We start from the raw sequence: 19,345 nt of genomic DNA on the forward strand, positions 1-19,345 counted from the left end.
AAATTGAGGTGAACCGTCAAAAAACGTCGGTGAACTGGTAAAAAAAATTAAAAATATTTGTTGACTTCTTCTTTATAAGTGTCTCCTATAGGTATAACGAAGTCTTCAATCTGAATGGTTTTATTGTAAAAAGATTTTACTTTTTTTACAGGAACTATATACGATCGGTGCACTCTTATAAATAAGGCAGCCGGAAGTTTTTCAAGAATATTCTTCATTGAAAGCCTGGCAGTAATAGTTGTTTTGTTTTTTAGATGTATACGGATATAGTCATCTAATCCTTCGATTAGCATAATGTCGTCAAATTCGATACGATTAAGTTTGTAATCGGCACGAATAAGAAGGTGTGTATGGTCTAAAGTGTTTTTTTTGCTCAGCATTTCTTTTTTTGCTTTTTCTACAGCCTGTATGAAGCGTTCGTAGGAAAAAGGTTTTAAAAGATAGTCTAAAGCATTTATATTAAAGCCTTCTACAGCATATTCACTGAATGCTGTGGTAAAGATTACCATAACATCAGTGTCGAGTTGTCTGTAAAAGTCTATTCCGTTTTTCCCCGGCATTTGTATGTCAAGAAATAGGAGGTCTACCGGAAACTTTTTTATATGTTTTAACGCTTCATCCGTTTTGGTGAAGGTTTTGTCGAGTTCAATGAAGTCTGTTTGTTTGCAAAAGTGCTCTATAATCTTAAGCGCAAGTGGCTCGTCATCAATAGCTATAGCCTTTATCATAGCAAAGTTATGGATAAGTTAACGGTAAAGGTGTGCTCTTCATCAAAGATAAGCAATTTATGTTTATCAGGATACAGGTAGTCCAGTCGTTTGACGGTATTTTCTAACCCTTGTTCGCTTTTTTCTTCTGATGACAGCTGTAAATTAACTTTATCGTTCTTAACCATAAGTGTTAACTCATGTGCAGTTATGTCTATATTTATGGCTATATAGGACTCTCTTTCTGGGTTTAAGCCATATTTGAATGCATTTTCAATAAATGGTATGAGTATAAGGGGAGATATACTTTTTCCTATTGGGCTGCCGGTTACTATGAATGAGAATGAATTTTCACCATCCATTCGTAATTGCTGAAGATTGATGTAATTTTTTATATAATCCATTTCCTTTTCAAGAGAAACGGTTTCTCTGCTGCTTTCAGTTACCACATAACGCATCATGGATGAAAGCTTGAGAATAGCTTCGGGAGCCGAATCGGATTTTTCCAGTGCAAGTGCATATACGCTGTTAAGAGTATTGAATAGAAAATGGGGATTTATTTGTGCTTTAAGATATGAGATTTCGGTTTTAAGGTTCTCGTTTTGCATCGATGTCATACGTTGATTGACCCTTAAAAGAAAACTTAGCGAGAATATTATCAAAAAGTTGAACAAAGGTCCACTCGGTAACATAGGCATTATGTCCGGCATCATAGGATGTCCATGTGGTGGGGGTGGAGGTATTGAGCCTGAAGCAAATTTTAAATGTTCTGACTCAATAATAAGTTGTGGCAGGAAATTAATAATCAGGAAGCAAACTATCAATATTACACAATATAGTGGTTGTTTTTTTGTAAAGTAAAACTTTGGTAAAAAATAAAGATAGTTGGCATAAAAAAAGCCAAGCAATAAAAGATGGCTAATAAAATTTCGCTGAAAAGGGGCAATATTAAAAAGATGTCCAGGGGTATTAAAGTCGGGAGACGAAAATACCGGAATACTAATAAAAAGGACGCTTCCTAATATGTATAGTAAGTAGTTTTGAAGCTTTTTGTCTGTGGTTCGCATAAGCTTCAAATGTAGAAATAAGTTAACGCCTAATCTAAATTATGCGGTAAACGCGTTTTTTTCGGCGGTAAATCTCTGTAAAAAAAAAAGGCCTCAATCAATAAAGAATGAGGCCTTTTTTCATTTAAAGCAATGACTTATTTTTTAATGAACTGAAGCGTAGTTGAATCCTGTCCTTTAGCCAGTTTTACAAAATAAACTCCATTAGCATATTTAGTAACATCCAGTGAATGAACTGCAGATGTAATGTTTCCGCTGTCCATAACCTGTCCAAGAGTGTTGTATACTACATAGTTGTCAGGAGTTCCTGCCTCATCAGCAACAGCAATGTTTAATGTGTTGTTGGTAGGGTTAGGATACAGCTTAATACCATTTGAAGCAATTACATCCTCAAGTCCGGCTGTAGGAGTTTTAAGTTTAAAAGTTTTTTGATCCTGATCAGCAAAGCTTCCACCCTGAGCAATTATTTCTCCTTCAAGAGTCTCAATTTTATAAGAGCCTTCTCCAAATTCACAGCACATGCCGTCTCCGCCAAAGTCTATAATAACAAATGCATAACAATCTTCAACTGTGATAGGTACATTTGTTATGTGAGTTTCATTATCACCATACCAGTTACTTTGACCAAGATTGTTAGGGTTGATGTTTCCTGCAATGATGTCGTCCTGAGCCCCTTCTCTTACAAGAGCCCATAGTGTCTCATCTCCAAAATCATCGGTTACTATTGTAATTTTAATACTTGTAGTTGTATGTGATCCTGATATTGTAAAATCAATTGATTTATTGTCATTTGATGTTGCTGTATCAGCTACGCCATTAACAGTTGTGATATCAGCGTTGAAAGTATGCGCGCCTACAGGTAATGTAACTTCAGGGATTGAAATGGTGACTGACGCATTAGCGGCAAGATTTCCTTCCCAGTTGTATGTAGTAGGAGTTTGGTTGTCTACGCTGTATACTATTACGGCAGAAGTAAGAGTAGCCGATCCGGTATTTGTCAATACCAGTTCCGGTGCAAATGTGCTGCTACCGCACTCGCTGTCAGAACCGTTTTGAATTTCAAGCGATCCGTCATTTTCAAGTACGATACCCGGTACACATCCCGTAGATGTTATAAGTGAGTGTCTTCTTGGAGAATTAAGCAGTACTGCCTGCATTCTGTCTTTTTGATCTTGTGTAAATACATTAACACACGCATCATCACTATAATCCATATAGTTTTCAATCATATCGTTACCAGAATTGTCAGGGCAAGAGTCGAGACCTATCTGGCAACCATAGTTGGCTTGAAGAGCCGTAGGGGTGTCGTCACAATAATCTGTTGCGGTTTCACAGCTGTCACTGTCTCCCCAGATGTGGCGTAGTCCAAAGAAGTGGCCTACTTCATGCGTTGCACTTCTTCCAAGATTTCTGTTTTCACTGTATTGCCCGGCAGGGAATTTTTCTTCAGAACCTACATAAAGGTGGCCTAAAGCAACACCATCAGTATTTGCAGCCGAAGGAAGTCCATCAAAGTCTATGCCTTCAAGCCCTGAATTAGTAGGGAACTGCGCGTATCCTGCCAAACCGAATAGTTCATCAAATACCCAAATGTTAAGGTATTTGTTAGGATCCCATTGCGTTTGTGCTTTAATTACCTCTGCTTGTTCCATTGTCCAGCCATTACCATCCCCAAGGTTATAACGAACTATACCTGTAGATAATATCCCGTCAGGATCTTGTTTTGCAAGGCAGAAGTTAATTTCCATATCGGCTCCCACAGGGTTAGTGTTGTATCCGTTAGAGTCTTCCATTCTTCTGAAGTCCTCATTAAGAACATCGATTTGAGAAATTATCTGTCCGTCAGCAATATTTTCATCAACACCTACCGGGCTTCCGTTATGGATGACATGAAATACAACCGGAATAGTTACTACCTCATTTGAAGTGTTTCCACTTTTCTGAATTCTTTTTCTTTTTACTTCGGCTACTTTAGGAGCTATCCATTGCTCAAATTCATTTTTACTGTCTAGCGATGGGTTTTTCTTATGCAGTAAGTTTTCATATTGCACTGTTCCGCACGGTTGAGTTTCAATTGCCGGGAGGCCAAATTTTTTTGCTCCTTTTTGCTTTTGTTGAGCATTTGCTGTTAAGGCAAACATACCTGCAATGATAAGCATTGAAGCTTTAAAGGTAATTTTTTTCATTTGCGTTTTTTAAAATAGTTGTGATTTTAGAACGATCAAATTCTGATTTTGTTACAAAACAAGTTAAAAATAGTTAAATTATAAAGTTGAAGACTGTTAAAAAAGCATAAGTCTTAACTCTTTTCCATGATATTGCAAATTTTAGTAAAAGAAATAATCCTGAATTGTAAAATTGGGACATAAATAAAAAAATCCCGGCTAAGCCGGGATTCGGTGATTTTTATTGAAATATAGTCTTATATCGAAGCCATGTCGTGCTGCATTATATTTTCTTCAAGCGCATCCCAAAGGCCTATTCTTTTTTCAAGAGCAAGTACTGATACTTCTTCTACTTCTTTCCATTTTTGGGAATCTGTTCCACAAAGCTCGGCTATCATCAGCATTGCCATTGGACCATGCTCATCGGCATCAAGTTCTATGTGTCTTTCGAAATAATAAATAAGCTTATCCAGGTTAGTTTCCGGGAAATTCTGCTGGAAATTTTTCAGGATTTCCGTAAACATTGCCGGAATAAGATCTTCACGGCCAAAAGTGAATGCAGCAGCAATTTCATGAGGTTTACCCTGCTCAATTACCCTGAATGTAAAATCAATAAACGCCTTGATGTTATCGTGAAGGGTGCTTTGTTTTATAGAAACAAATATATTTTGTGTGCTCTCAACGTTTTCAAGAAAAGCTGCTATAGTAAGTGTATCGGCACCACATGCATTCATGGCGTCAATATACATTTCATAGTGACTTTGTCTTTTGCCGTCTATAGTCAGATCGGTTTCTTCGGCAAGAACTATTTCGTTTATAAGGTAACGTATTTCAGGATTACCTACCGGCAGCCACGGTGTGGTGGTACACGTTAGTTTAGCCTGCAATGCTTTTAGTAGCGACATAAAATCCCAAACGGCATACACATGGCCTTCAAGAAAATGTCTAAGATCTTCAATGGTTTTTACTTTTCCATACAGCGAGTGTTGCAACAGTTTTTCCTTTTGGGGTTGGATGATACTGTTAATAGTAGCGGTGTTCATAGCATTGTTTTTTACAAAATTATAAAAGCTCTGGCAGAAGCAAATCTTTTTTATATCAATTTTATCAATACAAAAATAATGCCTTATTATGCAAGCATGCTTTTTATTATAACGCCAAATATCTGTAAATTATTGAGTTTGGTGTTTAAACTAACTTACGATTTTAAGCGCGAAAAGGTTTTCTGTTGAAAACTTTTTTTAAAAAGAACCCGGGCTGTAATTACAGTCCGGGTAGCATTATATTGAGTGGTAAGGTCTTCTCTTATTTAAAAGCAGCGTGGCCTGTAATATCCATACCTGTGATAAGCAGGTGAATATCGTGTGTACCTTCATAGGTAATAACACTCTCTAAGTTCATCATGTGGCGCATGATAGAGTATTCTCCTGTAATACCCATGCCTCCAAGAATCTGACGAGCCTCACGTGCTATGTTTATAGCCATGTCTACGTTGTTGCGCTTCGCCATAGATATTTGTGCTGATGTTGCTTTGCCTTCATTTCTAAGTACACCAAGTCTCCATGTAAGCAATTGCGCTTTAGTGATCTCAGTGATCATTTCTGCAAGTTTCTTTTGCTGAAGCTGGGTAGCAGCAATAGGTTTGTCAAACTGTACGCGCTCTTTAGCATAACGAAGTGCTGTATCATAACAGTCCATAGCAGCACCAATAGCTCCCCATGCAATACCATAACGTGCAGAATCAAGACAGCCAAGTGGTGCGCCTAATCCTGATTTGTTAGGTAGCAGGTTTTCTTTTGGAACTTTTACGTTGTCAAATATAAGCTCACCTGTAGCCGAAGCCCTTAGTGACCATTTATTGTGTGTTTCAGGTGTTGTAAAACCTTCCATGCCGCGCTCTACGATAAGTCCGTGAATACGGCCTGTTTCGTCTTTAGCCCATACGACGGCGATGTCTGCAAACGGAGCGTTAGAGATCCACATTTTAGCACCATTTAAAAGATAGTGGTCTCCCATGTCTTTAAAGTTGGTGATCATACCGCCTGGGTTAGAACCAAAGTCCGGCTCTGTAAGTCCGAAACAGCCCATAAACTCACCTGAAGCAAGTTTCGGAAGGTATTTCATGCGTTGCTCTTCATTGCCATATTTCCATATAGGATACATAACAAGAGACGATTGTACTGATGCAGTAGAACGAACACCGCTGTCGCCGCGCTCTATTTCCTGCATGATAAGTCCGTAAGAAATCTGGTCAAGGCCAGCGCCTCCATATTCTTCCGGGATATAAGGGCCAAAAGCACCAATTTCTGCCAGTCCGTTAATGATCTGGTTAGGGAATTCAGCTTTTTGGGCATAGTCTTCAATAATAGGGGATACCTCGCGCTTAACCCACTCACGGGCAGCGTCACGTACCATTTTATGCTCGTCAGACAAAAGTTCGTCTAACAGGTAGTAATCAGGAGCCTGAAATAAATCCGGTTTCATTTGCTTTAGTTTTAACAGCAGCAAATGTAAAGAAGTATTATAACAATACCATAATAAAATGTTGTAATTTTTCAAGCTAAATCGTTTTCGGGTAAATTAAAAAAGAAGTTTTGCAAAAGCATTTTTTTAGTAACTTGTACCGTTTAATGTAAAAACCTCCAGCTACTTATGAAAAAATTACTTTTAACTTCGGCTTTGTTTTTAAGTTTATTGGCTTTTGCGCAAAATGATCTTGTTGCTTTTTCAGATCTGTCAAATAATGATATTTCAGTGTCTAAGGCACAGGATGTATTGCTTGGAGAATATGATGTCGAATCCGGAAAAGGTAGGGCATTGGGCAGAGATGCTTACTTTTTTGAAAATAAGGAAAAGACTAAAGGTGTTTTCTTAAAGTCGTTTCTTTTTAAGGTTGATAAAGCAAACCACAGAACAAAGGCAAATATTCGTTTTTATAAAAAGAAAGAATTTGTACAGGAAGTTTATCTTGACTTAGGTACTTTGACATATCCTTCATTTGTTCCCGGAGAAGTTATTGAAGCAAGTGATATTGTGGTGTATATAGAGCCGGGACAAAAAGGGATTGTAGAAATTGATTTATCGCAATACAATATCGCGATGCCTGCCGATGGCCTTTTTGTTAGTCTTGAAGGAGATGGATATTTTGATATAGATGGTAATAAAATAGCCAGTTTGAAATCGAAAGATTTAACGCAGATTAGTTTTCGTCCATCTGTTACAGATAATTACTGTGGGTCAGCAACTTTATACGGAAAAGACAGTGAATTTTGGATAAACAGCAACAAGATGCTTAAAGTAGACTACAATTATGCTTTCAAAAAAGAAGTTCCTCAAAAAATGCTGGTTGCACCTAATTTCGGATTGAAAGTAGGAGTCAAATAATTACATCTTCAGGTAAAAATCTTTGGTAAGCGAAATATACTCATCAGTATATTTATGACGGGCTGTTTCTATAATAAGCTCGTCAGTGCTTATTTCTTTTTCTGACCTGCTTAGAGCAATCAGGCTTCTTTTTATCTCGGTTTCAGGTGTTCCTTTTACTCTTGTAATTTTAAAGGGATAAAGTTGTTCTTCCTTTGCCAGTGCTATGAATTTCTCTTCTTCTTTAAAAGGAATAACCACAGCCAGTATACCAATTTCTGACAATAGTATTTCAGAGGCCTGAATGAGATCTTCAAAGGGAAGTGAATTGTTATGGCGTGCCATATCGCGTTGTTCATCTCCCGAAAAATACCCATCGGTATAAAAAGGAGGATTGGAAACAATGAGGTCATATTCATCTTCCGGCTCTTCCATAAATTCATCAAGACTGGCGTGGTAGCAAAACAATCTGTCTCCCCATGGAGAATTCTCAAAATTGTCTACTGCCTGTTCATGAGCGTCTGCATCAATTTCAAGTCCGTCAATCTGTTCGGCATGGCAACGTTGCGCCAGCATCAGGGCAATAAGGCCTGTGCCGGCTCCAATATCCAGTATGCTAAAAGGATTGTGGTCTACAGGTGTCCATGCACCAAGCAATACACCATCTGTGCCTACTTTCATAGCGCATTTGTCCTGCTGAACTGTAAATTGCTTGAATTGGAACATGCCTGATTTTAGATTTTAGAATGTAGATTTCAGATTGGCAACCCGAAACTTTGAACCCGAAACTCTTTAGCTGTTAAGGTAAAGGTCAACTAATCCTTCAGGAGTGTTTAGGATTACTTTTTTGTTTTCGCGGTCTATTTTCACGATAAAATCATCAATCATAGGGACAAGTATCTCTATTTCTCCCTTTCTGATCTCAAAAAGAGCCTGTGCCGAATTATCGTTTACGCCAACAATTTCTCCGATATTGCCAAGACGCTCGTCTTCGGCCTGAAAGCCTATGATCTCATGGAAATAAAAACGGTTGCCATCCAGTTTTGGAAGGGCAGAAAGTGGAAGATAAACAGCTTTTCCCATAATGCCGTCGGCATCGTCTTCGTTGTCAATGTCTTCAAAACGTGTTCTTAGGAAATCGCCTTTGTGTAGGGAAGAGGTAACAATAAAAAATGGAACCAGGTGTTTGTTTATTTCAACAAACACTGATTCCATGTTTTCATACAACTCAGGCTCGTCAGTATCTAACCAGATAAGGACTTCACCTTTGTAGCTAAATTTTTTAGCGATTTTACCTAAGTAGAAACAATCTTCTTTACGCATGTATCGCTAAGGAATAATTAAGCTTGAGTTTCTTCGTTGTTTTCTTCAGTAGCTTCAACGTCAGCAACTTCTTCGTTACCTTCAGCAGTAGCTTCTTCTGCAGATGCAGCAGCAGCGGCATCAGCCTCAGCTTGCTTAGCAGCAGCGATACGATCTTCGTTAACTTTTTTCTCAGCAGCAAGTGCAGCAGCTTTCGCGTCTTCTTTAGCTGTAGAAAGACCAGCTTTCTTAGCATCAACTTTTCCTGCTTTTTCTTCTAACCATTTAGCTAGTTTAGCGTCAGCCTGCTCTTGTGTAAGCGCACCTTTACGTACACCTCCGTCTAGGTGGTGTTTAAGTAAAGCACCTTTGTAAGAAAGGATTGCTCTTGCAGTGTCAGTTGGCTGAGCACCATTATGTAACCACTGTACAGCGCTATCAAGGTTGATGTCGATAGTTGCAGGGTTAGTGTTTGGATTGTAAGTTCCTATTTTCTCAAGGAATTTACCATCTCTTTTTGAGCGGCTATCCGCTGCTACTACCCAGTAAAAAGGTTTCCCTTTTTTACCATGTCTTTGTAATCTGATTTTTACAGGCATAATCTGTTTGATTAAAGTGAGGTACCCGACCTCGTTAAAATTAGGGTGCAAATATATAAAAACTTTACTATACCAATGGCTTAAAACATATATTTTATGATTTATTATCCTGCTGTTAATTGAAATTTTATATTTTTATTGTGATTTATTTCATTTTGATTAGGATATATTCCATAAAAAACTATTTTTGTCCTTGTAAAATTTGAACTACTCCTTTCTAACTATCGAATAATGAAAAAATTTTTATCACTTTTAGTATTAGTGACTGCCCTGGTGTCGTGTGAAGAAGATATCAAATTCAACAATCCTGCAGTACAGGGTTTGAAAGATAATGAGCTTTGGAAAGCAACAACATATGATGCTAAAAAAACGGGTAATACTATTATTATAAATGCTCATAGAGGAGGTAATTTTGAAACTTTGACGTTGACGCTTACTGCGGCTGCTCCGGGTTCAGTACATAATTTAGGGTTAGATAATCTTAATACTGCCGGTTACAGTTATGATATAGATGGTATTTCTGAGAGCTTTACTACAGGTGCAGGTGTAGGGAATGGCCGTGTTACTATTATGGGTGAAGATGATAACAACATCAACGGAACAGGAGGAAAAGGATTTATATCAGGTAGTTTTTATTTTAATGCTTACACTTCAGATGAATCTAATGTTGTAAACTTTCAGCAGGGTGTATTCTACAGGGTACCGCTTACCGTAGAGCCATAATAAAACAAGATTAAAAATGTATAAACCGCCTTAGGGCGGTTTTTTTTATGTTCCTTATACGTAAAGTCATTCTTAAAGTTTTATTAAAAAAAAATAATAAGTTGTTTTATAAGTAAATAAGTTTACATTTGTAAGAAGTATAAACACCGAACAAATTTTTTTTTATGAACATATTCGTAGGTAGCCTTCCATTTAGTTTAGAGGAGGCAGATTTAAGAGAGTCTTTTGAGGCTTATGGCGCTGTAGAGTCTGTAAAGATTATTACAGATAAATTTACAGGCAGAAGTAAAGGTTTTGGCTTCGTTGAGATGTCAAACGATGATGAGGCTCAAAAAGCAATCGATGAGCTTAATGGTGCTACTGTGTCAGGCAGAACTATTGTAGTAAACAAGTCTGAACCAAGACCGGAAGGTGAAAGAAGGAGTTTTAACAATAACCGTGGTGGTTTCAACAGAGACAACAACCGTGGTGGTGGTTTTAACAGAGATAACAACCGTGGCGGTGGTGATTACAACCGCGGAGGTCGTTACTAAGAAAAGAGATATTTACAGTTTTAAGTACAGTATATATTTTATCCCGGCTCGTGTGCCGGGATTTTTTTTGCTCAAACGGTATAGTTTATATTATGTCTTTTTTTAATAAAAAGTTGTCTTTTTGTCATTTGCAGACTAGCTAAGAATTGCCTGAAATTTGCATCATATTTAATATATGATTTTATGTGTCTGCATAAATTACTAAACCTTGGCAGGTTTACCGGTGTGATGATTGTGATGTCTGTAAGTGCTGTTGCTCAGGAACATCCTGTTTATTTGCTAAATCTTGATGATGCGCTTCGCCTTGCTGAAAAGAATAATGCAAAAATTATCAGGTACGGAATCGAGAGTGAAATCGGTGAGGAGATGGTTAAAGAAACCAAAGAGCAGCGATTTCCTGAAATCGATTTTAACTCATCTTATGCCAGAGTTAGCAATATAACCGAATTTACCAACGGTAATTTTGGGAACAGTAAAATTACCCCTATTATTCCTCAGATGTATGGCAGTGGCCTAACCGCTAGTGTTCCTTTATATAAAGGAGGGGCTATTAATGCTGCTGTGCGTAAATCTGAAATTGAAAACGAAATGATACAGCTTAATTATCAAAAGACTATTAAGGATGTTCATCTTGAAGTTGCCTCGTTATATCTTGGAGTATATAAGCTGATGGAGACCAAAAAGCTTATCGCTGAAAATATTGAAGAGGAAAAAAAGAGGCTTAGAGAAGTTCAGTCGCTGTATAAAAATGGCGTTGTTACTAAGAATGAAATACTAAGAGCAGAACTTCAGATTGCCGAGCGCGAACAGGCTTTACTTGCTAATAAAAAGGAAACTGATATCATGTTGCACGAAATCAGGCTGATGCTTCAGCTTCCTGAAGAAGTGCATGTAGAGGTAGATAGTACCCGTCTTTTAAGCAGACTGATGTATAAAGAAAGAGATTATCAGGGTATTGCTGCTACAGGTAATGAAGAACTTCTGCTTTCAAGGCAGGGCGAACAACTGCAGCATCTTAATGTCAGGATTGCCCGATCCGGCTATTATCCGCAAATAAGATTATTTGGTAATTACGCCTATAAATACCCTAACTACATGTTTTTTCCACCCGATCCTTATCCTTACACTTTCGGTCAGGTGGGTATAGATGCAGTGTTTAGTGTTTCAGGACTTTATAAGAACAGGGCAAAAGTTGCCACTGCTAAAAAAAGAGAAGAGGCAGCCAGGTCTGAAGTTCAGGTAAAAGAGAATGAAATTGAAGAAAAAGTCTTTCGTAATTATACCCAGTACAATGAGTTGCTCGACAGGTTTCCTGTAGCGGAAAAAGCCGAGCAGCTAGCTAAGGAAAATTACAGGCTTGTCAGGCTGCAATACCTGAACCAACTTTCCCTTGTAACCGAAATGATAGATGCTGATAATGCGCTGCTTGAAGCACGCTATAATAAAGTGGCGCTTCGTATTGATGCTGCAATGAAATATTATGAGTTGCTGCATGCTTCGGGAATTTCCTTAACGCTTAATAACAACAATTAATAATCTGAAAAATGAGTAAAAAGGCTAAAGGTTATTTTCATAATCTTGTTACCGTTGCGGCATCGCTTTTGGTTGTAGCAGCCCTTTTAGTGGTGGTTTGGTTTTTTGTTTTTCATGAAAGCCATGAAGAAACCAATGATGCCCAGGTAGAACAATATATGACTCCTGTAATGGCCAGGATTACAGGATATGTGCAGGAGGTTCGTTATGAAGAAAATCAGTTTGTGCATAAAGGAGATACAATTATTGTGATTGACAGCAGGGAGTATGGCGCTTATCACAATCAGGCACTGGCCGATGAATTTACCGCGCAAAATACTGTTGGGAGTACTAAAAATGCTGCTGTAACTACTGAGAGCATGAAGGAGGTTGAGGAAGCTAAGCTGCCCGGTGCTAAAGCCGATTTATTAAAAGCCCGACTTGAGTTTGAGAGATACTCGGCTTTGTATAAAGAGGAGGCTACCACATTACAACAGCTTGAACGTGTAAAGGCGGATTATGATGAGGCAAGATCACACTATCAGGAATTGGAAAAGGCTGTGCAGTCTGCGCGTTTAGCGGTTAAGGAGGCTTATTCAAAACTGCCTGTAATGCAGTCGCAATTGCTGGCCAGAAAAGCAGTGGCAGAGAAATCGTCACTTTATTTGTCGTATACTGTAATAACAGCTCCTTATGATGGTTATGTGGGTAAAAGGGTAATCCAGCCGGGGCAGATGGTTAAGGAAGGGCAAACGTTGGTTTCGGTAGTTAGCAGTGAAAAATGGGTGATAGCTAATTTTAAGGAGACTCAGATTGAATACCTGAAAGAAGGACAGGAGGTTGAACTTGATGTGGATGCTTTTCATGATAAGGTGTTTAAAGGAGTGATCCAATCGTTGTCGCCGGCAAGTGGTGCCCGCTTTTCGCTATTGCCGCCGGATAATGCTACAGGTAACTTTGTGAAAATAGAGCAGCGTATTCCGGTTAAGATAAAGCTTGTGGGTTCTGAAAATGAACTGTCGCTACTAAGAGCAGGTATGAGTGTAATGGTTACTGCTGAACATCAGAACTGATGATAAAAGATAATGCCGGGATATTCAAATCCTGGGTGCCGGGCTGGCTTATAGTGTTTGTGCTGGTGTTTTGTATGCTGCATTCCATGGTGCTGTTAGGTGTCTATACCTCAAACATAACCTATTCGGCAAGTTTTCTGGATATAGAACCCGAGGATCTTCAGTTTTCGCTGTGCGTAACTTACGGAACTTTTCTCGCTACATTATTGGTGGAAAGCAGACTGTTTAAATATTTTCCCACCAAAAGCTATTTTCTGGTTATTTACAGTCTTGCTTCGTTGGTATTTGTATTTTCGGGTTATACCGAGAATTATATTCTTTTTCTTGTGCTCAGGATGGTTGAAGGTGTGCTTATGGCGTTGCCGTGGCTGCCTATGAGGCAATTGCTTTTTACTCGTTTTACATCGCGTAATGCTACGATAGTTGTTTTTTCGCTCAATTATGCAGCATTGTTATTGGCGTCTCCATTTATAATGAACATTGCGGTATGGCTGCTGGATAATTACGACTGGAAATACATGGTGTATGGCTCGGCGGTATTTCAGTTATTATGTGTAGGGTTGATACTCGTCACTTTTACCAACAACCGGTTTCATAGAAAGTTACCATTGTATCAGATAGACTGGGCTAGTTTTGTTTTGGTGCTGGTTGCGATTTTGTGCGGAACTTTTGTGTTTATCTATGGAGAAAAGAAATACTGGTTCGATTCCGGACAGATAGTTGCGGCTTTGGTATTTTGTTTATTGAGTATGGCGTTGTTTGTTATGAGGCAACTGTGGGGAAAAAGACCTGTGTTTGACTTTAAGGTCTTTAGCTATGCAAACCTAAGAATAGGCTTTCTGCTTTTTATATTGTTCTATATTTCCCGTGCCACATTAAATATCTGTCATAGTACTATGCTTACTGTGTGGAACTGGGAGCCTGCCAGGGTTGCAGGTGTTCAGTATTTTAATGTATTAGGTAATGGTATAGGGATGGTTTTGGCGGGGCTGTTTTTAATGAAAAAGATACCTCACCGTTATATTTTTTCAATGGGATTTGCGCTGATGGCTGTCTATCACCTATGGTTTACTTTTTTATTTGTGCCGGATGTTGCTCTTGCGGATATTGTGGTCCCGTATGTAATACAGGGAATTAGTGTCGGGCTGTTGTTTGTGCCTATGGTGCTTTTTACGGTCTCGTCGGTACCGTCAGAGTTGGCTCCTTATTCCGGGACTACTGGTGTTGCAGGCCGTTTTTGGGGTAGTACGATTGGGTTTTGCATTATGCAGAATGCACAGGTGTATTTAATGCGCTTTCATGTTTTTCAGCTAAATCGCAATGTGTTACCGGAGACAGCACAGGCTCAGGAGCGAATTAGTCAGCTAACAGCAAATTTTGTTGCCAAAGGATATGCTCAGGATGATGCCTATAGGCTGGCGATAAAGAGCATTACAGCTGCCGTTAGTAAACAATCGTTTCTGTTGGCTAATATGGAGATATTTACTGTTATAGGCTATGTGTTAATCGCTGTGTCGGTTTTGTTGCTATACAACAGGCATTTGCGCATGGCTGTAGATATCTTTAAAAATAAGGTGTGGGGCAGTTAATAACCATTTGTTGAAAACATAATGCGTGGTAGCCTGTTCAGGGTTTGTAGTTGAGCGTTAAAAATCATAATTTTGAAAATCGGCGTTTATATGCTGTATGATTTTCTAACCTTCAAATCCTAAACCGGTTATGTACCTGATTTTTGACACCGAAACCACCGGATTACCCAAACGATGGGATGCTCCCATTACCGATACAGACAACTGGCCACGTTGTATTCAGATAGCATGGCAGCTGCATGATGAAATGGGGCAGCTTATAGAGCATCAGGATTATATGGTAAGGCCTGATGGTTTTAATATTCCCTATGATGCAGAACGTATTCACGGTATTTCTACCGAATTGGCTACAGAGCAGGGAATAAGCCTTGCTGAAGTATTGGAAAAATTCAATATAGCGCTTTCCAAATCTAAATTCATAGTTGGTCAGAATGTTGGCTTTGACGTGAATATTATGGGCTCGGAATTTTACCGAATGGGTGTAGAGAATAGTATGGCATCGATGAAAGTACTCGATACCTGTACCGAAGTTACTGCTGAACTGCTAAGGCTTCCCGGAGGTCGTGGAGGTAAATTTAAGTTGCCTACACTAACCGAGTTACACGAATATCTCTTTGGTGAGCCGTTTGCGGAAGCACACAACGCTACTGCCGACGTTGAAGCAACTACCCGTTGTTTCCTTGAACTTGTAAAACGCCAGATATTCACTAAAGAAGAGCTTGATGTTCCTGCTTCTTATTTTGGTGAATTTACCGCTAAGAATCCTCAGCCGATACAGCTTATAGGTTTAAAACATATCAACCTTAAAAAGGCTTCTGATGAGGTGCGAAAGCGCCTTGAGAAACTAAGGTCAGCCGAAAATGTTGAGGTTCATACATCAGGTGAAACCCATAATATTGCAGATGTCGATTTTGTTCACCTGCACAATCATACGCAGTTTTCGGTACTACAGTCTACCATAGCGGTTCCCGATCTGGTTAAGGCTGCTGCCAAATATAAAATGCCTGCCGTTGCCATGACCGACCATGGTAACATGATGGGGGCATTTCATTTTGTGAGTAATGTGCTGAATCACAATAAAGCTGCTGAAGCTAAAAACAAGGCGGCCGTAGAAAATGGTGAAGAACCAACCGAGGTGTTAATGAAACCCATTGTTGGTGTTGAGTTCTTTGTTTGTGAAGACCATAAAGATAAAACCCGTAAAGACAACGGTTATCAGGTTGTCTTAATGGCTAAAAATAAAAAGGGTTATCATAACCTGGCAAAAATGTCGTCTATTGCCTTTACGGCAGGATTTTACTATGTGCCTAGGATTGATAAAAAAGTTATTGAGCAATACAAGGAAGATATTATTGTGCTGTCGGGTAACTTATATGGTGAGATTCCTAACAAGGTACTGAACATTGGTGAAAACCAGGCGGAAGAAGCATTGCTGTGGTGGAAAGAAATGTTTGGCGACGACTTCTATATGGAGCTGATGCGCCACGGACAGGAAGATGAGAACCGTGTGAACCAGTCGCTGATAAGCCTAGCCAGAAAACACAACGTTAAGCTGGTTGCTACCAATAATACTTACTATGTAAATAAAGAAGACTCGCATGCGCACGACATTTTGTTGTGTGTAAAAGACGGGGAAAAACAGGCAACGCCTATTGGCCGTGGCCGTGGATTCCGTTATGGTCTTCCTAATAGCGAATACTATTTCAAGTCGGGCGATGAGATGAAGCAGCTTTTTAAAGACCTGCCGGAAGCCATTGCCAATATTCAGGAAATAGTAGATAAAATTGAAATTTACTCCCTGTACAGGGATGTACTCCTTCCTAAGTTTGATATTCCGGAAGAATTCCTTGTTGCAGAGGATGAAGCCGACGGAGGTAAAAGAGGGGAGAACAAATTCCTTAGGGATCTTACCTATAAAGGTGCTGAAAAACGTTATGCCGAAATAACAGAAGATATTCGTGAGCGCCTTGATTTCGAGCTTAAGACGATTGAGAACAGTGGATATCCGGGTTATTTCCTTATTGTGCAGGATTTCATTGCCGAAGCCCGAAATATGGGAGTATCGGTAGGGCCGGGAAGGGGATCGGCAGCGGGTAGTGCGGTAGCCTATTGTTTAGGGATTACCAATATTGACCCTATTAAATACGACCTCCTTTTTGAGCGTTTCCTGAATCCTGACCGTGTATCTATGCCCGATATTGATATCGACTTTGATGATGAGGGGCGTGGACGTGTAATGGATTATGTAATCAATAAGTATGGAGCCAGTCAGGTAGCGCAGATTATAACCTATGGTACCATGGCGGCAAAATCGTCTATCCGTGATACTGCAAGGGTGCTTGACCTTCCTCTATTTGAAGCTGATAAGATAGCCAAGCTTATTCCTAACCTTAAACTCGCTAAAATATTCTCGCTTGATGCCAATGCACTTAAAGGTGCGCTGCGTGCCGAGGAATATGAAAAAGTTGTGGAGCTTATTGCTATGGCAGATGGTGGCGACCTTACCGGCGAGACCATACAGCAGGCAAAAGTGCTTGAGGGATCGCTGCGTAATACAGGTATCCATGCCTGTGGGGTGATTATTACGCCTGATGATATTACCAATTTCGTTCCGGTATCGGTAGCAAAAGATTCCGATCTTTATGTTACCCAGTTTGATAACTCGGTGGTAGAAAGTGCCGGACTCCTAAAAATGGACTTCCTGGGGCTAAAGACCCTTACCCTGATTAAGGATACCGTTAAACTGGTAAAATACAAGCATGGCATTGAGCTTGATCCTGAATCGTTTCCGATAGATGATGTAAAGACATACGAACTGTTTCAACGCGGTGAGACCGTAGGGGTGTTCCAGTACGAGTCGCCCGGGATGCAGAAATACATGAAGGATTTGAAACCTACTGTATTTGCCGACCTTATTGCCATGAATGCCTTGTACCGTCCGGGACCTCTGGAGTACATTCCGAGTTTCGTTAGAAGGAAAAACGGTGAGGAAGAAATAAAATATGACCTTGATGCCTGTGAAGAATACCTAAAGGAGACCTATGGTATTACGGTATACCAGGAGCAGGTGATGCTACTGTCGCAAAAGCTGGCCGGCTTTACTAAAGGTGAGGCCGACGTACTGCGTAAAGCGATGGGTAAAAAGCAAAAGGATGTACTTGATAAAATGAAACCTAAGTTCGTTGCGCAGGCCGCGGAAAAGGGACATGATGCTACAGTACTTGAAAAAATATGGAAAGACTGGGAGGCATTTGCGAGTTATGCCTTCAATAAATCGCACTCTACCTGTTATGCGTGGGTAGCTTATCAAACGGCTTATCTTAAAGCGCACTATCCGGCAGAATATATGGCGGCGGTACTTTCCAACAACATGAACGACATCAAGCAGGTTACTTTCTTTATGGAAGAATGTAAGCGAATGGGCTTACAGGTATTGGGGCCTGATGTAAATGAATCGTATTATAAGTTTACCGTAAATGATAGTGGTGCCGTACGTTTTGGTATGGGGGCTATTAAAGGTGTTGGAGCCGGTGCGGTAGATACTATTGTAGAGAACCGAAAAGACGGAGCTTATAAATCGATATTTGATTTGGCTAAACGTATCGATCTTCGGGCAGCCAATAAAAAAGCTTTTGAGAATCTTGCGCTCGCAGGTGGTTTTGATTGTTTCAATACCACACACAGGGCACAGTATTTTCATATGGATGCCAGTGAGAATATCTCATTCCTGGAAAAGGCAATGCGTTACGGTTCGAAATTCCAGGAGAATGAAAACTCTTCACAGGTAAGTCTGTTTGGGGAGGCTAGTGAGGTGCAGATTCCTGAACCTGTAGTGCCGCCATGCGAAGAATGGAGTACCATGGAAAAGCTGGCAAAAGAAAAGGAAGTTGTGGGTATTTATATCTCAGGACATCCGCTGGATGACTATAAGTTTGAGATGAAATATTTTTGTAATTCCAAGCTGGAAGCATTAAAGAATCTGGAGCAGCATGTTACTAAGAACCTGAGTTTTGGGGGGATTATTTCTAACGTACAGCACAGGGTTGCCAAAAACGGTAAAGGCTGGGCGTCGTTTGTTCTGGAGGGCTATGATGAGAGTTACGAATTCAGGATATATGGAGAGGAATACTTAAAATTCAGGCATTTCCTGATAGGGAATAACTTTACCTTTATGAAAGTGCTTGTTAAAGAGGGCTGGACCAATGCTGAAGGTAAAAAAGGTGAGCCAAGACTTCAGTTTATAGCTATTCAATATCTTCAGGATGTATTGACAACATTTGCCAAGAAACTTGTTATTATGTTTAATATTGCTGAATTGCAGGATCAGCTTATCGCTACGCTTAATGAGTTGTTTAGAGTTAATTCAGGTGATAACTCAGTTACTTTTGAAGTGATGGAATTGAAAAAAGTGCTTAAAAAAGTAGAGATAAACAATGCAGCACCTACAAAGGAAGTGCAGGAAGAAAGTGATGAGCTGGATGCAGAGGTATCAGAGCCTGTAATGGCTGATGTTGAGGATATTCAGGTAGTAACTAAACTGAGTATGCCAAGCAGAAAGCTTAAAGTTAAGATTAGTAATGAGTTATTGCATGAATTAGAAAAGCTTCAGGTGAATTTTAAACTGAATTAAATTTGCTAATAAGCTGAATCTATGCATACATAGGTAAAACTAATATATGTTTAACAGAATTATTGATATTAATATGTAAATT

General features: G+C 39.5%; 15 protein-coding genes. 7 read left to right on the top strand and 8 right to left on the bottom strand.

Annotation, left to right across the window (positions count from 1 at the left end):
- Nucleotides 1-47 precede the first annotated feature (47 nt).
- The 5 genes from ACFSR3_RS06665 to ACFSR3_RS06685 form a co-directional block, all read right to left on the bottom strand.
- A complete protein-coding gene (locus ACFSR3_RS06665) occupies nucleotides 48-728 on the bottom strand; it encodes a LytR/AlgR family response regulator transcription factor (RefSeq protein ID WP_379820268.1) in 681 nt (226 codons plus the stop codon).
- Complete coding sequence (locus ACFSR3_RS06670; RefSeq protein WP_379820269.1) at nucleotides 725-1,324, bottom strand: sensor histidine kinase; 600 nt, start codon at nucleotides 1,322-1,324, stop codon at nucleotides 725-727. The genes ACFSR3_RS06665 and ACFSR3_RS06670 overlap by 4 nt, the downstream gene beginning before the upstream one ends.
- Nucleotides 1,325-1,911: 587 nt before the next feature.
- Nucleotides 1,912-3,960, bottom strand: a complete 2,049-nt coding sequence (locus tag ACFSR3_RS06675; protein WP_379820270.1) for a M43 family zinc metalloprotease — start codon at nucleotides 3,958-3,960, stop codon at nucleotides 1,912-1,914.
- Between the two features lie 236 nt (nucleotides 3,961-4,196).
- Nucleotides 4,197-4,982, bottom strand: a complete 786-nt coding sequence (locus ACFSR3_RS06680) for a DUF3050 domain-containing protein (RefSeq protein ID WP_379820271.1) — start codon at nucleotides 4,980-4,982, stop codon at nucleotides 4,197-4,199.
- Between the two features lie 262 nt (nucleotides 4,983-5,244).
- On the bottom strand, nucleotides 5,245-6,423 hold the full coding sequence (locus ACFSR3_RS06685; protein WP_114756276.1) for an acyl-CoA dehydrogenase family protein: 1,179 nt from the start codon (nucleotides 6,421-6,423) through the stop codon (nucleotides 5,245-5,247).
- Between the two features lie 168 nt (nucleotides 6,424-6,591).
- Between ACFSR3_RS06685 and ACFSR3_RS06690 the strand changes: the two genes are divergently transcribed.
- Nucleotides 6,592-7,323 (top strand): hypothetical protein, encoded by a 732-nt coding sequence (locus tag ACFSR3_RS06690; protein ID WP_379820272.1) that lies wholly within the window; start codon nucleotides 6,592-6,594, stop codon nucleotides 7,321-7,323.
- Here the strand turns inward: ACFSR3_RS06690 and ACFSR3_RS06695 are convergent, their stop codons facing one another.
- The 3 genes from ACFSR3_RS06695 to ACFSR3_RS06705 form a co-directional block, all read right to left on the bottom strand.
- On the bottom strand, nucleotides 7,324-8,028 hold the full coding sequence (locus ACFSR3_RS06695) for a tRNA1(Val) (adenine(37)-N6)-methyltransferase (protein WP_379820273.1): 705 nt from the start codon (nucleotides 8,026-8,028) through the stop codon (nucleotides 7,324-7,326). It abuts the gene before it with no gap.
- A gap of 66 nt (nucleotides 8,029-8,094) precedes the next feature.
- On the bottom strand, nucleotides 8,095-8,625 hold the full coding sequence (gene rimM, locus ACFSR3_RS06700; protein ID WP_379820274.1) for a ribosome maturation factor RimM: 531 nt from the start codon (nucleotides 8,623-8,625) through the stop codon (nucleotides 8,095-8,097).
- Nucleotides 8,626-8,642: 17 nt separating this feature from the next.
- Complete coding sequence (locus ACFSR3_RS06705; protein ID WP_114756280.1) at nucleotides 8,643-9,203, bottom strand: 30S ribosomal protein S16; 561 nt, start codon at nucleotides 9,201-9,203, stop codon at nucleotides 8,643-8,645.
- A 231-nt stretch (nucleotides 9,204-9,434) separates the two neighbouring features.
- Between ACFSR3_RS06705 and ACFSR3_RS06710 the strand changes: the two genes are divergently transcribed.
- From ACFSR3_RS06710 to dnaE, 6 genes are all read left to right on the top strand, one after another.
- The gene (locus ACFSR3_RS06710; RefSeq protein ID WP_379820275.1) at nucleotides 9,435-9,926 is read left to right on the top strand and encodes a DUF6252 family protein; all 492 of its coding nucleotides are present in this window, start codon (nucleotides 9,435-9,437) and stop codon (nucleotides 9,924-9,926) included.
- A 164-nt stretch (nucleotides 9,927-10,090) separates the two neighbouring features.
- Nucleotides 10,091-10,459, top strand: a complete 369-nt coding sequence (locus ACFSR3_RS06715; RefSeq protein ID WP_379820276.1) for an RNA recognition motif domain-containing protein — start codon at nucleotides 10,091-10,093, stop codon at nucleotides 10,457-10,459.
- Between the two features lie 183 nt (nucleotides 10,460-10,642).
- Nucleotides 10,643-11,992, top strand: a complete 1,350-nt coding sequence (locus ACFSR3_RS06720) for a TolC family protein (protein WP_379820277.1) — start codon at nucleotides 10,643-10,645, stop codon at nucleotides 11,990-11,992.
- Nucleotides 11,993-12,003: 11 nt separating this feature from the next.
- Nucleotides 12,004-13,044: an HlyD family secretion protein gene (locus ACFSR3_RS06725; protein ID WP_379820278.1), complete on the top strand. Its 1,041-nt coding sequence runs from the start codon at nucleotides 12,004-12,006 to the stop codon at nucleotides 13,042-13,044.
- The gene (locus ACFSR3_RS06730; RefSeq protein ID WP_379820279.1) at nucleotides 13,044-14,633 is read left to right on the top strand and encodes an MFS transporter; all 1,590 of its coding nucleotides are present in this window, start codon (nucleotides 13,044-13,046) and stop codon (nucleotides 14,631-14,633) included. The genes ACFSR3_RS06725 and ACFSR3_RS06730 overlap by 1 nt, the downstream gene beginning before the upstream one ends.
- Before the next feature lie 130 nt (nucleotides 14,634-14,763).
- Nucleotides 14,764-19,263 (top strand): DNA polymerase III subunit alpha, encoded by a 4,500-nt coding sequence (dnaE, locus tag ACFSR3_RS06735; protein WP_379820280.1) that lies wholly within the window; start codon nucleotides 14,764-14,766, stop codon nucleotides 19,261-19,263.
- Nucleotides 19,264-19,345 lie beyond the last annotated feature (82 nt).

Origin of the sequence: Flavobacterium suzhouense (assembly GCF_042684765.1) — a bacterium.
Lineage (GTDB): Bacteria > Bacteroidota > Bacteroidia > Flavobacteriales > Flavobacteriaceae > Flavobacterium > Flavobacterium suzhouense.

Excerpts from the sequence above, each read along its gene's own strand:
- ACFSR3_RS06665 (WP_379820268.1), bottom strand. The coding sequence starts at position 728 with ATGATAAAGGCTATAGCTATTGATGACGAGCCACTTGCGCTTAAGATT.
- ACFSR3_RS06670 (WP_379820269.1), bottom strand. The coding sequence starts at position 1,324 with ATGACATCGATGCAAAACGAGAACCTTAAAACCGAAATCTCATATCTT.
- ACFSR3_RS06675 (WP_379820270.1), bottom strand. The coding sequence starts at position 3,960 with ATGAAAAAAATTACCTTTAAAGCTTCAATGCTTATCATTGCAGGTATG.
- ACFSR3_RS06680 (WP_379820271.1), bottom strand. The coding sequence starts at position 4,982 with ATGAACACCGCTACTATTAACAGTATCATCCAACCCCAAAAGGAAAAA.
- ACFSR3_RS06685 (WP_114756276.1), bottom strand. The coding sequence starts at position 6,423 with ATGAAACCGGATTTATTTCAGGCTCCTGATTACTACCTGTTAGACGAA.
- ACFSR3_RS06690 (WP_379820272.1), top strand. The coding sequence starts at position 6,592 with ATGAAAAAATTACTTTTAACTTCGGCTTTGTTTTTAAGTTTATTGGCT.
- ACFSR3_RS06695 (WP_379820273.1), bottom strand. The coding sequence starts at position 8,028 with ATGTTCCAATTCAAGCAATTTACAGTTCAGCAGGACAAATGCGCTATG.
- rimM (WP_379820274.1), bottom strand. The coding sequence starts at position 8,625 with ATGCGTAAAGAAGATTGTTTCTACTTAGGTAAAATCGCTAAAAAATTT.
- ACFSR3_RS06705 (WP_114756280.1), bottom strand. The coding sequence starts at position 9,203 with ATGCCTGTAAAAATCAGATTACAAAGACATGGTAAAAAAGGGAAACCT.
- ACFSR3_RS06710 (WP_379820275.1), top strand. The coding sequence starts at position 9,435 with ATGAAAAAATTTTTATCACTTTTAGTATTAGTGACTGCCCTGGTGTCG.
- ACFSR3_RS06715 (WP_379820276.1), top strand. The coding sequence starts at position 10,091 with ATGAACATATTCGTAGGTAGCCTTCCATTTAGTTTAGAGGAGGCAGAT.
- ACFSR3_RS06720 (WP_379820277.1), top strand. The coding sequence starts at position 10,643 with ATGTGTCTGCATAAATTACTAAACCTTGGCAGGTTTACCGGTGTGATG.
- ACFSR3_RS06725 (WP_379820278.1), top strand. The coding sequence starts at position 12,004 with ATGAGTAAAAAGGCTAAAGGTTATTTTCATAATCTTGTTACCGTTGCG.
- ACFSR3_RS06730 (WP_379820279.1), top strand. The coding sequence starts at position 13,044 with ATGATAAAAGATAATGCCGGGATATTCAAATCCTGGGTGCCGGGCTGG.
- dnaE (WP_379820280.1), top strand. The coding sequence starts at position 14,764 with ATGTACCTGATTTTTGACACCGAAACCACCGGATTACCCAAACGATGG.